Raw genomic sequence first — 16247 nt, forward strand, 5'->3', positions numbered from 1 at the left:
ATACACTTACAAATCTAAGGTAGAGGTGACCGTAATGACATTAACCCCGGAAATTGCAAAATATTGGGATAGTTATCTGGTGAAGCATCCGGAAGCGGCAGACAAATTCGACAGCGCCTGGGCATTCGGCGACAATCCCCGGCTGGCAGATGAGCTGCTGGATCTGGTTCTGAGCGGAATCAAGACAGGAACCGCGCAGAATTACGAGCTGATTGAAGCACAGGGGCTGGCCATGCCTTTTACAGGCGGGTTATCCGTCCTGCTGGACAGTCAGGGGCAGCAGCGTGCGATCATCGAAACAACGAAGGTGGAGGTCGTTCCGTTCGCTGAGGTAACCGCTGAATTTGCCTACTCCGAAGGAGAAGATGACCGCAGCCTCGAATCCTGGCGCTACGAGCATGAGGTGTACTTCACCAGGGAGCTGGAGCGTGAGGGCAAGCCCTTCAACCCGGATATGCGGGTGGTCTGCGAGACCTTCCAGCTGGTGCATATCAACAACGACTTGTAATTTCAGCATAAAAAGGCTGCTTCTTCACTTCGAAGAGGCAGCCTTCATTGTATATGTGTAAGTTAGTAGTGGAATATAGCTTCTGCAGACGGGTCTTAGAAATTCCAGATGCCCATCATCCAGCCGATCAACGAGATCCATAAGGGAATACTGATCAGGACACCCCACACCAGGCCCGTGGCAATATTGCCCTCTGTAGGCCGGGTCATCCCCTCCTGCGCAAGCGGAAGTCTTAGCTCTTCTTGTTCCATGCGATCCCCTCCTAAAATTCTTATCGTCAAAGCAGAGGAAAAAATGTAGACCGCCAGGCCCAAAAAGAGATGTTTTCGATAAATTTTTTAGATATAAAGGCTCAGCGGATGATCACTGTAAAGGCTTACATAAATAATATTAACCAAAAAATGTATTCATAAAACTTATATACACTCTTGGTTATCTATTATATGCAGTCCTTTAGTCCAATATTACTTCTTTTTCGGGATGGTGTAAATATTGGAAAAGGGTGTGCAGCTGCTCCGCCGTATTGCGCTCTTCAGACAATTCGGGCAATGCATCCTCGGCAAAAAAACCCGCACCGCTCGTCTCCACACCACCCGCCGCTTCCCCGCCGGTAATTCTGCAGAGGATGAACATTTTGTAGACATGGTACGGCTCCGGGGGATGCTGATGGAACTTCTTATCCAGCACGGCAAGCAGACGGACCGCTTCCGCCTGGTAGCCGGATTCCTCAGCGATCTCCTTCACCGCTACCTCGCTTGGTGACAGGCCGATATCCGCCCACCCTCCGGGCAGTGCCCATTTTCCGTCGAGCTTCTCGTGTACGAGCAGAATTTTATCCTCCTGAAAAATCACTCCCCGGATATCCACCTTAGGTGTGCTATACCCGCCTTCGCCCGCGAAGGAGAGCCGGATACGCTCCTTGCTCTCATACGTATAGTTCGCCAGGATATCCACGCTCAGCTCCCGCAGCGCCTGATAACGCTCAATATCATATACATCCTTGGCATACGTCAGTCCTGTCTGGGCAATCCCTTGAATTTCTTTGGCCCAGGTTAACCATTTCGGTTCCATAAGCACACCGCCTTCACTCGGATTTAGTTACGCCCTTAATTCAAGGCGCTCTACTCGCACAGCATCAGATGACGGGAGAACGCACCTTTTCGCGCCACACAACGGTCTACAATCGTAAAACCGGCCGCAGCAATCATCTCATCCACCGCCTCAATCGCTACAATGACCACTCTATCCGCAATCCGCCGCGTATGGCTCAGAATCGCAAACTGCTCTTCGGGGGTAATCCGGGAATACAGGTTATAGGGCATATCCACGATAGCTACATCATAATGCTCCTCAATGTCTGCAATATCTCCAAGCGTGACCTCACTCTCGAAGCCGAAATGGGCGATATTCGTCCGTGCACCAGCAGCAATGAGCGGGTTAATATCACGGCCGACGACATCAATTCCCATCGACAGAGCTTCCACCATAACTGTGCCAATTCCGCAGCAGGGATCGATCAGCTTCACACCGGGTATGCGCGGAACCGCCATATTGACCGCCGCCCGGGCTACCCGTGTACTGAGCGCTATGGAGTAGCTGCGGGGCTTGTGCATCTGCTGGAACCAGGTGGCATTGTTCTTATGATAAGGGCCGAAGTACCAGCGTCCGCCGAGCGTTACAATCCCGTACACCAGCTCCGGATGGTTCACATCCGCCTCTCCCTCAATCCGCAGGCCGATTTCCCGCTCAATCACTCTGCGCTCACTGTATTCGATTTTATGTTCAGGAGCCAGATCATTAGTCTTCACAAAAATAACCTTGAAGCTCCGCCCCGTAACCTCTACCTGCTCCGTCTGCTTGTAGATCTCCGGGAGCGTATCCCCTTCGTACATCACATCAATCCGCTCTTTGATAAAAGGACTGCGGCTGACATCCACCTCTACCCCGCTTGCAAATATAGCCGGAGGGATCTCCCGGCCGAACAGGCAGCGCAGCTCCATCCCGCACAGCGAGGTCTCATCCGGTGAATGGGCATACGTATAAATATATATCGGTTCAACACTTGCAGGTATATTCATTGACACTACAATTTCGCTCCTGTCGCTTCCGCCGCTCCCGGCGGTTCCTTTGCTTAAACTAAGTAAGTCTATCACGGTTACTGCCAGTAATCAACAGCCTGCAAGGAACTGTATCCCCGGCTACGCAGCTCTGGTCAACCTCTGATGAAGGGCTGGGACAATCCTTTTTTGATCCATCGGGATATCTCCAGTATAATGAATGCATTACACTGCCGAACCTGAGCCGCAGAGACCCTCCGTTATGCATGTTGCCGCATAATACGGGTAGCTGTGGTATTAAGCAGCGAATTCCAAGGAGGTACATAACCACAATGTCATATGAAACTTACTTTCAGGCTGAGCGCGAAGCCCAGCTCACCGAACTCAAGCAATGGCTGGCGATCCCCAGCATTTCAGCCCTGTCCAGCCACAAGGAAGATATCAATACCGCAGCCGGCTGGCTGGTAGAGACCTTGAAGCGTGCAGGCCTTGAGAATATCGAGCTGCACCCTACTGCCGGTCATCCGGTGATCTATGCAGACTACCTTCACGCTCCCGGCAAGCCGACCATTCTGGTCTACGGCCATTATGATGTACAGCCGGTTGACCCGCTGAACCTGTGGACTACGCCTCCGTTTGAACCGGAGATCCGTGACGGCAAGCTGTATGCGCGGGGCGCTACAGACGACAAGGGCCAGGTATTCATGCATATCAAAGCCATCGAGGCGATCCTGAAGCAAGAGGGCACTCTGCCGGTCAACATCAAGCTCTGCATCGAAGGGGAAGAAGAGATTGGCAGTGTCAACCTGCCGCCATTCCTAGAAGCCAATCAGGACAAGCTTGCGGCAGATGCCGTTCTCGTCTCGGATACCTCTCTGCTGGAACGCGGACGCCCGGCCATCTGCACCGGACTCCGTGGTCTCTGCTCTATGGAGGTCACAGTGAACACCGCCTTGACTGACCTGCACTCCGGCTCGTACGGCGGCGGCGTTCCCAATGCGCTGCATGCGCTGGTCTCGCTGCTGAGCACCCTTCACGATGACAAGGGCCGCGTATCTGTAGAAGGCTTCTACGAAGGCGTACCTGCCCTGTCCCCACTGCTGCGCGAAGAATTCGCCAAGCAAGGCGTGGATGAAGACAAAATCCGGACCGCCCTCGGCCTGGATCAATTGTATGGCGAAGAAGGCTACACCTTCGTGGAACGGGTCGGCGCGCGTCCAACGCTGGAGCTAAACGGCGTATACGGAGGCTTCCAAGGCGAAGGCAGCAAGACAGTCATCCCGAAGGAAGCCCATGCCAAAATTACCTGCCGCCTGGTCGGCGACCAGGACCCGCAGCATATCCTGGATGCCGTTGAAGCCCATCTGAAGGCCCATATCCAGAGCGGCGCCAAGGTTCAGGTGAAGCAGATGGAGAAGGCGCGTGCCTTCAACATCGATCCGTCGCACCCGATCCTCCAGACCGCTGCCGATGCTTACGGCAAGGTCTACGGCACCCGCGCCCTCTTCACCAAAGACGGCGGCTCCATCCCGATCATGGAGAGCTTCGCCCGCATACTGAAGGCACCGGTCGTCCTGATGGGCTTCGGACTCGATGACGAGAACCTGCACGCTCCGGACGAGCACTTCAACCTGGAGAACTTCGACAAAGGCCTGCTGACCCTGGTCGAGTTCCTGAAGACCGTCTAACATCCAAGGCAGACGGCTTACCTGTCATCGGGACACATTTATCAGCAAAGGCAGGCCCCTGAAGGATCGGGGGCCTGCCTTTTTCAACAGATGAATTAGCTGTGGCTGGTGTAGCCGGTGTGACTTGTGACACCTGTGCTACTTATTCAGCTTTTAAGGTAACCTCGCTGGGTTCATTTTGACTTTTCTTACGTATTATCCGGGGAATTCGGGTGCACTTGTGCTCCTCATTTCTGCTTACCGTCAACTTTCGGCGAATTCAGGTGCACTAATGCTCCTCATTTCTGCTTACCCTCAACTTTCGGCGAATTCAGGTGCACTAATGCTCCTCATTTCTGCTTACCCTCAACTTTCGGCGAATTCGGGTGCACTAATGCTCCTCATTTCTGCTTACCCTCAACTTTCGTCTAAGTTTTATATGCTGGAGCGTATGCAGTCTTTGTGCTACTACTCACCTTTGCAATCCAGCCATCTAATTTCTCGTATGGCCACAGCTGGCGGAATCAGTGGGATTTATCCCCTTGATTTTCACGTGTAACTGACTTTCAGATGCATCAGTGGGATTTATCCCTCTCATTTTCCCGTTTAGCCAACTTTCAGCCGTATCAGAGGGATTTATCCCTCTCATTTTCACCTATCGCCCAATTCAAGCCGAATTAGAGGGACTTTTACCTTTGAATGAAGCCGCACCCTACTTTCAACAGATTTAGTAATTGTTCTGCCAATATGTACTATCCCTTATGTTCTGTCCCTAAGTTCTGTTCCGTCCCTATGTACTCACGTATCTTCTATCACTAGGTACTCCCTCACGTCCTGCCACTACGTCTTCTTCCCTGTACCCTATCCTCCCTGATCAGCATTATCCACACATTCTAGTTCCCTGCAACAACTCCGAAATAACAAAAAAACCCTTGCGGACAAGGATTTCGGAAGTTAAATATGGAGCGGGTGATGGGAATCGAACCCACGCTATCAGCTTGGAAGGCTGAAGTTCTACCATTGAACTACACCCGCAACTCGAATTGAGTACAAGAAACATTGTAGCATCACTGCGAATAAATTGCAACCCTATTACATTCAGATAACGGAGGTTAGGTCACGATGGCATTTCCAGCAGAGGCTTCAGGAAGGACTGTTCGAATTCGGCCGCCTTCACCGGCTTGCTGAACAGATACCCCTGGGCCTCATGGCAATGCTGCTGGCGCAGAAAGTGCAGCTGCTCCTTGTTCTCTACGCCTTCGGCGGTGACCTTGAGCTTCAAATGGTGGGCCATCGAGGTAATCGTAGAGACAATCGCGGCATTGTTGCTGTCCTCCATGACATCGGATACGAAGGAACGGTCGATCTTCAAGCGGTCAATCGGCATATTCTTCAGATAATGCAGCGAGCTGTAGCCTGTGCCGAAATCATCGATGCTGATGCATACGCCAAGTCTTTTGAGGCGGTTCAGCTGGTCGAAGGCGGTCTCCTTGTCCAGGGTCATACTTTCGGTAATCTCCAAATCCACATAGCAGGGATCTAGACCGATATCCTTCAGGATGGCATCAATTTTGCCGGCCAGATTGGGCTGCAGGAACTGGCGCATCGAGAGGTTAATGGACACGCAAATCGGATGATAGCCGGCATCCTGCCACATTTTATTCTGCATACAGGCCGTCTTAAGCACCCATTCCCCAATGGGGACAATTAGCCCGCTCTCTTCAGCGATAGGAATGAAATCCACCGGAGAGACCAAGCCGCGTTTGGGATGGTTCCAGCGCAGCAGCGCCTCCATGCCGACAATCTCTTCTGTCTCAAGCAGTACCTGGGGCTGATAGACCAGATAGAACTCCCCCCGCTCCAGCGCCCGGCGCAGATCGTTCTCCAGCTTGAGACGTTCCTTCGCCTTCATCTGCATAGCCGGAATATAGCGGCGGATCTCCACCCCCTGCTCCTTGGCATTGTGCACCGCTGTGTCTGCATTCTGTATCAACTGCTCTGCCGTATCTCCATCCCCGGGATAGATGCTTACCCCCAGACTCAGCGAGATATGGTATTCGCCCGACTCCAGGCCTACCGGTGTCTCGAACAGGCGCAGCAGCTCACCCGCCCGGACCAGACAATTCTCCAGACCCGTCCGCTCCGTCATCAGAAAAGCAAACTCGTCCGCTCCCATACTAAAGAGCTCTTCATTGACTCTAACCTCATCCCCGATCCGCCGGGCGACCAGCTGCAGCAGCAGATCTCCTGCATAATGGCCAAGAGAGTCATTGATATTCTTGAAATGGTTGATGTTCATAATGACCAGCCCGGCGAAGCCGCGGCTTTTGTCCTGCTCACTCTGGAGCACCACCTCTTCCATGCGCTGCATCAGGCGGCGTCTGTTCGGAAGACCTGTCAGCTCATCGTGGTACGCCAGATAATTAATCCGCGCTTCCGCCTGCTGGTTCTCCTGAAATGGCTCCTCAATCGTCAATCTGTAGACCCCGGTCAGCAGAAGATAATAGGCCGCTGCGCTGCTGAGCATCCCGAAGAGATAATCCAATTCTCCGACACTGAACAGATTCATGAAGAAGACCTGGGCCAACGAGAAGAACACAAGGGAACGGATAATAATCAGCAGAGAAGCCGACTTCTCACTTTTGCCAGGATAGATAATAATCGCAGCTCCAAGCAAATAGACGAACAGTATCGCCATATTCATCAGGTCTCTTGCCGTTTCTGCCCATGGTTCGTCCGCCAGCCCGGAGACAATCAGGTTGCCGAGACCAAACACAGCCAAAGACAGCAGAATCACCACAAAAGCATTCCTGAACACCTTCCCCTTGACGCCGTTTCCTACAAGCTGGTCTTCTCTGCTGAAAATAAGCATAATCCCCAGTGCACTGGCCAGCCGGGAGAACGTCAGGAGCCATAAGGCCTGCTCCGGGCTGATATACGAGGTGATTCCGGGAATACCTACAAACCCGAGTACATGCAGGAAATCAAAAATGCTCACCCCCAGGAACAATGCAGAGGTGTACAGCCTGGCCTTAGATAAACTATTGGCGAACAGCAGCCAGCCCTGGGCAAAAATCGCAAAACCGAACGCGACAGTACAGCAGCCCAAAATAAGGTAAAAGGCCATCAGTAAATCCTTGTCCTCGATTCGGCCCAGCGGTGTACGAAAAATCTGGATCAGAAGGAATAGCACAGCCCCCAGAATAGCCGCATGAATCGTCTTTCTCTCTTCTTGTCTCATAAGTCCCTCGCGTCTAAAAATAATATCTATAAAGTCAGATGGATGTGTATGATGTCCTATGTATAAATATCGGCCAGACAGCTCCGTAAAGTTACATTGTTCACCTACTAATATTGCAAGGAAGCCGCTTCGGCAGAAAAAAAGCACCTGCCTACAAACAGAGGCCAGTGCTTTCTCCTTCCAGACGGTTATTTGTCCCCGAAATTAACCTCGGGTGTTGTCAGTGTGTCGTAGAAGTCAACCGCCTTATCTTTATCGGCCGAAGATCGCAGCGCCATTGCCGAGCGGGGATGCTCGTCCAGCGTTCCTGTAATCATATACGGAATGATATAGCCCCACTCTTCCTTCTCCCGCAGAGGGATCATCAGGTTCTCAACGATATCCAGAACAGGCCGGAGCGTATAATTCGTATTCTTCAGATGGGTAACCAGCAGCTCTGTAGGACAGTTGCCTGCGGCGCGGCCCATTCCATAACAGGAAGCATCCAGCAGCTCTACCCCCTTCTCGGCTGCAATTAGCGTATTGGAGAAGGCCAATTGAAGATTGTTGTGGGTATGCACACCGAGCCGCTTCTCCGGCAGATGCGTCTTGAACTTCTCTACCAGGTAATGAAAGTCATTATGATCCAGGCTGCCGTAGGAATCCACGATATAGACTACATCAACTACGCTCTCACGGATCTGCTCGAAGGCTTCCAGCAGCTCATTCTCCATCACATTGGACAGGGCCATAATATTAATGGTCGTCTCATAGCCCAGGTCATGGAATGTCTGCACCAGCTGAAGGGCCTTGTCTACATCCTTGCTGTAACAAGCCACACGGATCAGATCGAGCATGCTCTCGCTGCGTGGCAGAATATCGTTCTCGTCCACACGGCCGATATCGACCAGAGCCGACAGCTTCGTATGCCCCTTTTGCGGAATGACCTTGCGCAGGAAGTCATCATTCAAAAAGCGCCAAGGGCCTGCACCCTCTGCCCCTTTGAGCAGCTTCGGCGAGTTCTTATATCCGATTTCCATATAATCAACACCGGCTTCATTCAGTCCGGCATATAATTTCTGAACAAATTCAATACTGAAATCCCAGTTATTTACCAATCCCCCATCACGGATGGTACAATCGACAATTTTACTATGATTAGTCTTCACAATCTGTTCTCCCTTCGGGGTATCTCTTTAGTACTATGCTTATATTATCGTTCAATCATACTTTAATGAAGAAGATATTGTAAAGAAAATTTCAGTAATCTTCATATCGATTTTCGCGAACAGAAACAATGACATTAATCACAGAATAAATGGCAGTAAAATGCTACATTACAAGAAATCATTGAGATTGATTATCAGTCTCTTTCGGAGGGATAACAATGGCTCTAACATCCTGCTCCTTGCTGCGTTTGCAACCAGGCTCTACCGGCTCCATTCAAAGAATCGAAGGCATGAACCCTATCTTGCGCCGCCGGCTAGCAGATCTGGGAGTATCTGAGGGTGTAATGATCCGTCTCAAGGGCAAAGGGCCGTTCATGGGTCCGATTACGCTTGAATGCAACGGTCAGCTATTTGCTATCCGGCGGAAGGAAGCATCTATGATAGAGGTGAAGGTCTCATGAGCTCTATCGCACTTGTGGGGAACCCCAACACCGGGAAAACCTCGCTGTTCAATACCCTGACTTCCTCCTATGAATATGTGGGGAACTGGGCAGGCGTTACGGTTGAGAAAAAAATCGGCAGTCTGAAGAACGGAGCCGGGAAGCTCATCGATCTGCCGGGAATCTACTCCCTTCACCCCCTCTCGCGTGATGAGGGCGTAGCCGCACAATATCTGATCGAAGAAAGCCCTGAAGCACTTATCAATATTGTCGATGCCTCGCAGCTGGAACGGAACCTGCTGCTTACCCTGCAGTTGCTGGAGTATGGCAAGCCGACGATCCTCGGACTGAATATGACCGATGTCGCCAAGGCGCGCGGCATTCAGGTGAACCCCGACATTCTTACGGAACAGCTCGGTATTCCCGTGCTGCCGCTGATTGCCCGGACAGGCAAAGGAACCGGTCAGGTGCTTAGCGTGCTGGAGCAGCCTTCCCATATCCCGCCTGTTACCTTCCAGTTGAATTATGGCGAACTCGCTGAAGAAGCCATAGCCTCCATTGTTACACATTTGCACAAGATCTCTGGTCTGCCTAATCTCCGCTGGGTTGCTCTCCAGCTGCTGGAGCAGAACCCCGTAATCCTGGAGCTGCTTAAGAAGCGGACGGATATTTCCGGCTTGCTGCTGATTGCAGACACCGCTCAGACCCGGCTGCAGCAGGAGAAGCTTGCACTCACTCTTCCCCAGTGGATTCGCTCGGTCCGCATGGACTACATCCGCAAGGTGTGCGCTGAAGCTATAGACTCCACCCTGCAAAAACCGCATAATCTGACCGAACGTCTGGATTCCATCCTTACCCACCGTTTTCTCGGACTGCCCCTGTTCGTCCTGTTTATGTATGCGATGTTCAAAACTACCTTTGACTGGATTGGCGGACCGTTGTCAGATCTCCTGGATGGCTTCATCGGCGGTCAGCTCAGCGATTGGACGAATTCGCTGCTGGGGGCCATCGGGGCTTCGGAATTCACGCACGCACTGATCGTTGATGGTCTCATCGGCGGTGTGGGCGGCGTGCTCGTATTTGTTCCACAGATATTCATCCTGTTCCTGATGATCTCCTTCCTGGAGGATTCCGGGTATATGGCCCGTGTCTGCCTGCTGATGGACAGCACGATGGAACGGATGGGACTGAATGGCAAAGCCTTCATTCCGTTCATTATCGGCTTCGGCTGCAACGTACCTGCGATTATGGCTGCAAGGAGCATTGAACAGCCCAAGGACCGGCTGCTGACGACACTGCTCATGCCGCTGATGTCCTGTTCTGCCCGGCTTCCGGTCTATCTGCTGTTCGCAGCGGTCTTCTTCCCTGCCCAGCAGGCCACAGCTGTGCTCTCTATGTATGTGATGGGTGTTGTATTCGCCCTGATTCTGTGTAAGTTCTTCTCCAAGCATCTGTTCAAGAATGAGACGTCTATCTTCATTATCGAGCTGCCTCCCTACCGGATGCCGCAGCTCAAGACACTGAGCCGCAGCACCTGGGAGAAGGGCAAGGGCTTCCTGCGCAAAGCAGGGACCATCATCCTGGCCGGCTCGGTCCTGATCTGGCTGATGTCCTACGCTGGTCCTGGCGGCCTCAATGTGGACATGGACCACTCCTTCCTGGCCAAATTCGGCGGCTTCATTGCCCCGCTGCTGCAGCCGCTCGGCTTCGGAACATGGCAGGCGGGATCTACTCTGGTGCCCGGCTTCCTCGCCAAAGAGGTTGTGGTCTCCACCATGAACATCATCTACCATGCCCCGGATGCAGCAGGGCTGGAAGGCCAGATTGCTTCAGTCTTTACACCGCTTAGCTCGATCAGCTTCATGGCCTTTATCCTGCTCTACATTCCTTGCCTGGCCACTGTCGGCGTTATCAAGAAAGAGACTGCGTCCTGGAAATGGACATTCTTTTCCATGGGTTACTCTCTAGTATTGGCCTATACGGTATCACTGGTGATCTATCAAGGAGGACGTTTGCTCGGATGGTCGTAGCCCCGCAGCAAGTCCAAGTTATTAAGAGAGGAAGCGATGACAGCAATGATCGTTAATATTGTGATTGTGGCGCTAATATTCGGGTATTCCGGCTGGATGATCTACCGCCATGTGCAGAAGGGCAAGCAGGGGGCCTGTGCGGGCTGTGACAAGGGCAAGACCTGTCCCGCAGCAGCGATGGATTCACCTCTGTCCTGCGGCAGTGCTTCACTGGGCAGCAAGCGCTAGGATGCAGTTCTAGCGGATACAGACTTCATATTCTTTCGTTTAGAAACCTTGGCATGCGGGTATGTTAGTTATAAGCTTTTAACAACCAGACTATTGCCAAGGAGGAATCACCATGAACACCAAGAAGACTTTGTTTACAACGGTAGCCTTGGGAGCCGCCTACTTGCTGAAGAATAAGAATACACGGGATAAGATTATGAATGGCGTCCAATCCCTGACTGCCCAGATGAAGGCCCGTAAATAGGCTGCTATCCCCGCAGTTATGAGAAGCAGGATTCCAAATGAACAAAGAGCCGCAGGTCTCAGGAAACTGAGAATCTGTGGCTCTTTGTCTATTAGGACGATTCGGGTTAGGCTTCAGGGGAGCGGTAATCCGGTTCAGCCGCCGAGTTAAGCAGATATTCCAGCAACGTGCGGACCATCACACCCGTGGCGCCCTTAGGATTCACTCCCCGTTCCGCAGACAGAAAGGCAGTCCCTGCAATATCCAGATGCACCCACGGCAATCCCCCGGCAAATTCCCCAATGAACAGTCCCGCCGTGCTGGCAGCTCCATATCGTCCGGCAGCATTGCGGAGATCCGCAACCTCGCTTGTCAGCATCTCCCGGAATTCAGGATAGACAGGCAACGGCCAGATGTGCTCCCCTGACAGCCTTGAGGCTGCCAGAAGCTCTTCCAGGAATGCTTGATCATTCGTTACTGCCCCTGTAGCCACATCTCCCAGAATCGACACCACAGCTCCTGTCAGCGTGGCTACGTCAATGATCCGCTGTGCGCCCCATTCCCGGGCATAGGTAAGCGCATCTCCCAGAATGATCCGCCCCTCCGCATCCGTATTGATGATTTCGACCGTTCTTCCACTGAGGGTAGTAATGATATCGCCCGGTTTAAAAGCATTCGCGGCCGGCATATTCTCTGCCGCCGGAATCAGCATGACCACATTGACCTTGGGACGCAAATGCCCCAGCGCATCCATAACCGCCAGAACGGCTGCGGCCCCGGCCATGTCACTGAACATGCTCTCCATGCCTTGTGCCCGTTTCAGGGAGATGCCCCCGGTATCGAAAGTGATTCCTTTGCCGACCAAGCCCACTGCGTTCTTCCATTGATTCGTCCCCTGATAGCGGATAACAATCATGCGGGGAGGATTCACACTGCCGCTGCCGACTGCAAGCAAGCCGCCCATTCCCTTAAGCGCAAGCTCCCGTTCATCCAGCACTTCAGCCGGAAGCCCGTGCCGTTCAGCGATTTCTATAGCAGCCACTGCAAGCCCCGAAGGAGTCAGCAGATTCCCCGGACGGTTGGTCAGCTCACGGGCAAGGTTGGCAGCCTCCCCGAAAGCCTTCCCCCGCTTGATGCCCTGTCTCCAGGCTTCCTTTTCTGCTGCCTCGCTCTTGCCTTCCGTACGCAGATGTACCGTATCTATACCCGCATAGGCTGCCTGGTCCAGCTTATATTGTCTTCTGCGGTACGATCCCAGAACCAGCCCTTCCGCGATGGCCTGGCCGGCCTGCTCCGCCTTCAGCGCCCCGCTCAGCCCGCCCGGTACCGCCGGTATCTGCACAACCAGCGCAGCGGCCTTCAGCCTGTAAGCCGCCTTGGCAGTCTGCGCCATCAGCTGCCGCAGCTCGTGCATCCCCATCTGGCCCTTTCCGCCTCCGGCCAGAATGACCACAGGCTGCTCAGGCCGCTCCATTACGGGCAGGATATACACTTGCCCCTGCTTGCCGCTGAACAGGCCCGCTGTGGACAATAGGCGGACTCTCGTGGCCCAATCCGCCGGAAGTCCCTCTCCCTGTGCCTGTGCCTCTGAGATGATTAGACATACAGCATCTCCTTGCGGCGAAGCTTCACCGGCATCACTGCTCCATTCAAAGATCAAGCTCCATCCCTCCGCATCCTGGTTGCCCTACACTATTAACAAATACACCACTAACGCAGATAAGGCTGATCTCCCGCACTTGTTCGTGCATTGCAGGAATCAGCCCTTGCATATTGATTATAACCCGTAGGCCCTCCACCGAGAACAACGGGCTTAAGATAGCATTAATGAGTAAGCGGAAGCGAAATGACGAACCGGGTTCCTTCATTCAGCCGGCTGCTGACCGAGATGCAGCCGCCATGATTCTTGATGATCCGGTCACTGACGGAAAGTCCGAGTCCCGTCCCATTCTCCTTCGTGGTGAAGAACGGATTGAATAGTCTGTCAAGTGTGCAGATATCCATTCCTTTGCCGTTGTCAGAGATGAAGATGCGCACCTCTGTTCCTTCTTTACGTGCGCCTACCTCAATCCGGCCTACAGAATCATCCACCCGCTCCGAGATCGCTTCCATCGCATTTCTGATCATATTCAGCACAACCTGCTTCATTTGCTTAATATCCCCTGAGATGACCAGGTCCTCCTGGAGCACCTGCAAGTTGATCTGGCAGCCCTTCATCAGCGCCTCGCTCTCTGTCAGCAGGACCACTTCCTTCAGCAAGGCAGAGACACGAATCATGCTGATCTGCGGCACAGAAGGCTTGGAGGAAGTCAGAAATTCATGAATAATGTCATTGGCACGGTCAATCTCCGCTAATATAATCTTCGCATATTCTTCTTTGCCGAGCAGATGCAGATGGGGATGAAGCAATTGTATGAACCCCCGGATAGCTGTCAGGGGATTGCGGATCTCGTGGGCAATGGAGGCCGATAACCGGCCCAGCATGGCCAGGCTGTCGTTCTGGTAGGCCGTCTGTTCAATCAGCTTGTAGTCGGAGATCTCTTTGAATGTGAACAGGTAGCTGCCCTTCATCTCCTCTCCGCTGGACAGGGTTGCGCGCCAGTACCGTCCATATTCATCCACGAATTCATAGCTTGGCTTACCTTTGAGCACCATTTCACGGTAACTCCTGAGCACCTGCTTCTTCTTGAAGCGGCTGAGCTGAATATGGGATAACAGATGATGCAAGGTGCAGCCCAGAAGAGAGTGACGGTTAAGCTCCAGAATGCCGTACATCTGCTTGTTGACGAAAGTCAGCACACCCTCATCATCAAAAAGCAGAATCCCGCTGTCGATGTGCTCCAGCACATCCTCAAATGTGGTATCCATCGGACCAGTTTGAAACGTTCTTGCCGATAATAGCAAGCTTTCCTGATATTGGCTTATCACGATACGAAGTTCCCCCTTTTACTGCAATTGACGAAGACGCTTAAGCGACATCAAATTACTATGTATCTGAGTATATGACGAAGCCGCCAGAACATTCGAAAATCGTATTGTATTATCCAACCGTTTCAACTATATTCCAATCATATCCAAGAGAAGAAGACAACGCAATCAGAGAATCTGTCGAATGGCAAAAATATTCCTAAAATGATTCTAAAGACACATTTAAGTAGGAGGGGAATGATTTATTTCCTGCAAATACATTGAAAAGAGCCCCCGCCAGGCGGCGGGAGCTCACTGATTTATAACATGATGGTGGCAGATCCAGACAGATATCAAGCCTTCTGCTGGAGCCGGTGACGCCGCTGGCTCATGACAGCCAGACGCTTCTTCAGCTCACGTTCCCATTTGGAGTCGCCGATCTGTTTGGCAACCGCCAGCAAGTCCAGCGACATATCGATCTGGCTGCGTATGATCGCGAGCGGGTCCTCGCTCTCCATATTGATGACGTTCTCGAAGATCGCTTCCTCTTCCTCCATCACATAATCCTGGAAATCCACATCCGTGACGCCGTCGCCATGAGCATATTCCGCCAGAATTTCATATTCATTCTCGACTTTGTAATGTACCTCTACCCGGTGGCATACCGGACAAAAAAGCAGGGGAACATTATGGACTTGCGTGCGATAATGCTTTAGGGTTCCCTTCGTTCCAACCATACTCGCTCCACAGCAAAAGCTCATTTTTGTTCACCCTCCTTGAGTGTTGTCGTTGATTTCCTATTAGTATATTACAAAACAGCGGGAGAGATTCCTCTCCTTACAAGCTATATATTAACCTTTATGCCCATTTTCAAACGTCTGTCCATATCTCAAGTGGAAACGGCTTTGCCGTCCTTTTAAAGGACGGTACCGTTTCAGCATATACATTCTTATCTTTTTGCAAAAAACCTCCTTGAAGGGAATAAATCTTCCCGCAAGGAGGTCCTCTTAGTATATCAAAGATCGCGGCTCATGAGGCCTTGAAGCTTACAGGTTCTTGTCGCCTGGCTTCCAGTTCATAGCGCACAGCCCGCCGGATTGGAGAGCCTGCAGCACACGCAATGTCTCTTCAACGCTGCGGCCTACATCGTTATGGTTAACAACCTGATACTTCAGTTCACCTTCAGGATCGATGATGAACAGTCCGCGCAGCGCAATGCCTTCTTCTTCAATCAGGACGCCATAATCGCTGGCAACCTTCTTCGTGATATCAGAAGCCAGTGGGAAGTTGATCTGGCCAAGACCGTTCATATCCTTAGGTGTAGACAACCAAGCCTTGTGGCTATGGATGGAGTCGATGCTCACACCTAGAATTTCTGTATCAAGCTCTGCGAAATCAGCAGCAGCATCACTCAGGGCTGTAATTTCAGTTGGACATACGAAGGTGAAATCAAGCGGATAGAAGAAGAATACAAGCCATTTGCCGCGATAGTCGGACAAGCTTACCTTACCGAAATCCTTACCGTCGCCTGTTACTGTCTCCATGAAGAAATCAGGAGCGGGTTTACCTACCAAACGTTCTGCCATTGCTTAAATCCTCCTTTTGATTATGTAAGAAAAACAGCTACCGGACCGTTGCCGGATGCAATATGCTTTTCTTGATTTTATTGGATGGTTACATTCTTACGGGTACAGACCAAATGTTATCATCGTACAAAATCAAAGTCAATATTACATTGATTACTTTTTTATAATAATTATAAATAAGCAACATTTTGTGAAGTTTTTCTTCAAAATAG

Annotated in this window: 15 protein-coding genes and 1 tRNA gene; 6 read left to right on the forward strand and 10 right to left on the reverse strand. The window is 51.8% G+C overall.

All coding sequences use genetic code 11. The annotated features are described in order from the left end of the window. Positions 1-34: 34 nt before the first annotated feature. Entirely contained in the window at positions 35-508 is a 474-nt protein-coding gene (locus NSS64_RS21710) for an ASCH domain-containing protein (RefSeq protein WP_341141492.1), read from the forward strand. A gap of 95 nt (positions 509-603) precedes the next feature. Here NSS64_RS21710 and NSS64_RS21715 read toward each other — a convergent pair whose 3' ends face one another. From NSS64_RS21715 to NSS64_RS21725, 3 genes are all read right to left on the reverse strand, one after another. Then, on the reverse strand, positions 604-759 hold the full coding sequence (locus NSS64_RS21715; RefSeq protein ID WP_155991586.1) for a hypothetical protein: 156 nt from the start codon (positions 757-759) through the stop codon (positions 604-606). 202 nt (positions 760-961) lie between these two features. Further along, the gene (locus NSS64_RS21720; protein ID WP_341141493.1) at positions 962-1579 is read right to left on the reverse strand and encodes an NUDIX hydrolase; all 618 of its coding nucleotides are present in this window, start codon (positions 1577-1579) and stop codon (positions 962-964) included. Between the two features lie 50 nt (positions 1580-1629). After that, positions 1630-2586 (reverse strand): TRM11 family SAM-dependent methyltransferase, encoded by a 957-nt coding sequence (locus NSS64_RS21725; RefSeq protein ID WP_341142874.1) that lies wholly within the window; start codon positions 2584-2586, stop codon positions 1630-1632. Between the two features lie 311 nt (positions 2587-2897). On the opposite strand from NSS64_RS21725, the gene NSS64_RS21730 reads away from it, so the two are divergent. Next, positions 2898-4253 (forward strand): dipeptidase, encoded by a 1356-nt coding sequence (locus tag NSS64_RS21730; RefSeq protein WP_341141494.1) that lies wholly within the window; start codon positions 2898-2900, stop codon positions 4251-4253. Positions 4254-5193: 940 nt separating this feature from the next. Here NSS64_RS21730 and NSS64_RS21735 read toward each other — a convergent pair. From NSS64_RS21735 to NSS64_RS21745, 3 genes are all read right to left on the reverse strand, one after another. Further along, positions 5194-5267 (reverse strand) — tRNA-Gly (locus tag NSS64_RS21735). Positions 5268-5349: 82 nt separating this feature from the next. Continuing rightward, positions 5350-7473: a putative bifunctional diguanylate cyclase/phosphodiesterase gene (locus tag NSS64_RS21740; protein ID WP_341141495.1), complete on the reverse strand. Its 2124-nt coding sequence runs from the start codon at positions 7471-7473 to the stop codon at positions 5350-5352. Positions 7474-7661: 188 nt separating this feature from the next. Then, the gene (locus NSS64_RS21745; RefSeq protein ID WP_179090501.1) at positions 7662-8621 is read right to left on the reverse strand and encodes an aldolase catalytic domain-containing protein; all 960 of its coding nucleotides are present in this window, start codon (positions 8619-8621) and stop codon (positions 7662-7664) included. Between the two features lie 218 nt (positions 8622-8839). Between NSS64_RS21745 and NSS64_RS21750 the strand changes: the two genes are divergently transcribed. The 4 genes from NSS64_RS21750 to NSS64_RS21765 all read left to right on the forward strand — a co-directional run bounded on the left by NSS64_RS21750 (position 8840) and on the right by NSS64_RS21765 (position 11563). Continuing rightward, positions 8840-9082, forward strand: coding sequence for a FeoA family protein (locus tag NSS64_RS21750; protein ID WP_339222940.1), 243 nt, complete (start codon positions 8840-8842; stop codon positions 9080-9082). After that, positions 9079-11091, forward strand: a complete 2013-nt coding sequence (gene feoB, locus NSS64_RS21755; protein ID WP_341141496.1) for a ferrous iron transport protein B — start codon at positions 9079-9081, stop codon at positions 11089-11091. Before NSS64_RS21750 ends, feoB begins: the two co-directional genes overlap by 4 nt. Before the next feature lie 36 nt (positions 11092-11127). Beyond that, complete coding sequence (locus tag NSS64_RS21760) at positions 11128-11319, forward strand: FeoB-associated Cys-rich membrane protein (RefSeq protein WP_340991473.1); 192 nt, start codon at positions 11128-11130, stop codon at positions 11317-11319. Between the two features lie 112 nt (positions 11320-11431). Next, positions 11432-11563, forward strand: a complete 132-nt coding sequence (locus NSS64_RS21765) for a hypothetical protein (RefSeq protein ID WP_256707444.1) — start codon at positions 11432-11434, stop codon at positions 11561-11563. A 106-nt stretch (positions 11564-11669) separates the two neighbouring features. On the opposite strand, the gene NSS64_RS21770 is transcribed toward NSS64_RS21765, so the two are convergent. From NSS64_RS21770 to NSS64_RS21785, 4 genes are all read right to left on the reverse strand, one after another. After that, positions 11670-13202: a leucyl aminopeptidase gene (locus NSS64_RS21770; protein WP_341141497.1), complete on the reverse strand. Its 1533-nt coding sequence runs from the start codon at positions 13200-13202 to the stop codon at positions 11670-11672. Between the two features lie 164 nt (positions 13203-13366). Further along, complete coding sequence (locus NSS64_RS21775; protein ID WP_340943255.1) at positions 13367-14470, reverse strand: ATP-binding protein; 1104 nt, start codon at positions 14468-14470, stop codon at positions 13367-13369. Between the two features lie 332 nt (positions 14471-14802). Further along, a complete protein-coding gene (locus tag NSS64_RS21780) occupies positions 14803-15210 on the reverse strand; it encodes a hypothetical protein (RefSeq protein ID WP_036727687.1) in 408 nt (135 codons plus the stop codon). A 285-nt stretch (positions 15211-15495) separates the two neighbouring features. Next, the gene (locus NSS64_RS21785) at positions 15496-16035 is read right to left on the reverse strand and encodes a peroxiredoxin (protein ID WP_036727686.1); all 540 of its coding nucleotides are present in this window, start codon (positions 16033-16035) and stop codon (positions 15496-15498) included. Positions 16036-16247 lie beyond the last annotated feature (212 nt).

It is taken from the genome of Paenibacillus sp. FSL H8-0122, from assembly GCF_038005345.1.
Taxonomy (GTDB): Bacteria; Bacillota; Bacilli; order Paenibacillales; family Paenibacillaceae; genus Paenibacillus_AQ.

Coding starts and splice junctions, on each gene's coding strand:
- NSS64_RS21710 (WP_341141492.1), top strand. CDS start 35: ATGACATTAACCCCGGAAATTGCAAAATATTGGGATAGTTATCTGGTG.
- NSS64_RS21715 (WP_155991586.1), bottom strand. CDS start 759: ATGGAACAAGAAGAGCTAAGACTTCCGCTTGCGCAGGAGGGGATGACC.
- NSS64_RS21720 (WP_341141493.1), bottom strand. CDS start 1,579: ATGGAACCGAAATGGTTAACCTGGGCCAAAGAAATTCAAGGGATTGCC.
- NSS64_RS21725 (WP_341142874.1), bottom strand. CDS start 2,586: ATGAATATACCTGCAAGTGTTGAACCGATATATATTTATACGTATGCC.
- NSS64_RS21730 (WP_341141494.1), top strand. CDS start 2,898: ATGTCATATGAAACTTACTTTCAGGCTGAGCGCGAAGCCCAGCTCACC.
- NSS64_RS21740 (WP_341141495.1), bottom strand. CDS start 7,473: ATGAGACAAGAAGAGAGAAAGACGATTCATGCGGCTATTCTGGGGGCT.
- NSS64_RS21750 (WP_339222940.1), top strand. CDS start 8,840: ATGGCTCTAACATCCTGCTCCTTGCTGCGTTTGCAACCAGGCTCTACC.
- feoB (WP_341141496.1), top strand. CDS start 9,079: ATGAGCTCTATCGCACTTGTGGGGAACCCCAACACCGGGAAAACCTCG.
- NSS64_RS21760 (WP_340991473.1), top strand. CDS start 11,128: ATGACAGCAATGATCGTTAATATTGTGATTGTGGCGCTAATATTCGGG.
- NSS64_RS21765 (WP_256707444.1), top strand. CDS start 11,432: ATGAACACCAAGAAGACTTTGTTTACAACGGTAGCCTTGGGAGCCGCC.
- NSS64_RS21780 (WP_036727687.1), bottom strand. CDS start 15,210: ATGAGCTTTTGCTGTGGAGCGAGTATGGTTGGAACGAAGGGAACCCTA.
- NSS64_RS21785 (WP_036727686.1), bottom strand. CDS start 16,035: ATGGCAGAACGTTTGGTAGGTAAACCCGCTCCTGATTTCTTCATGGAG.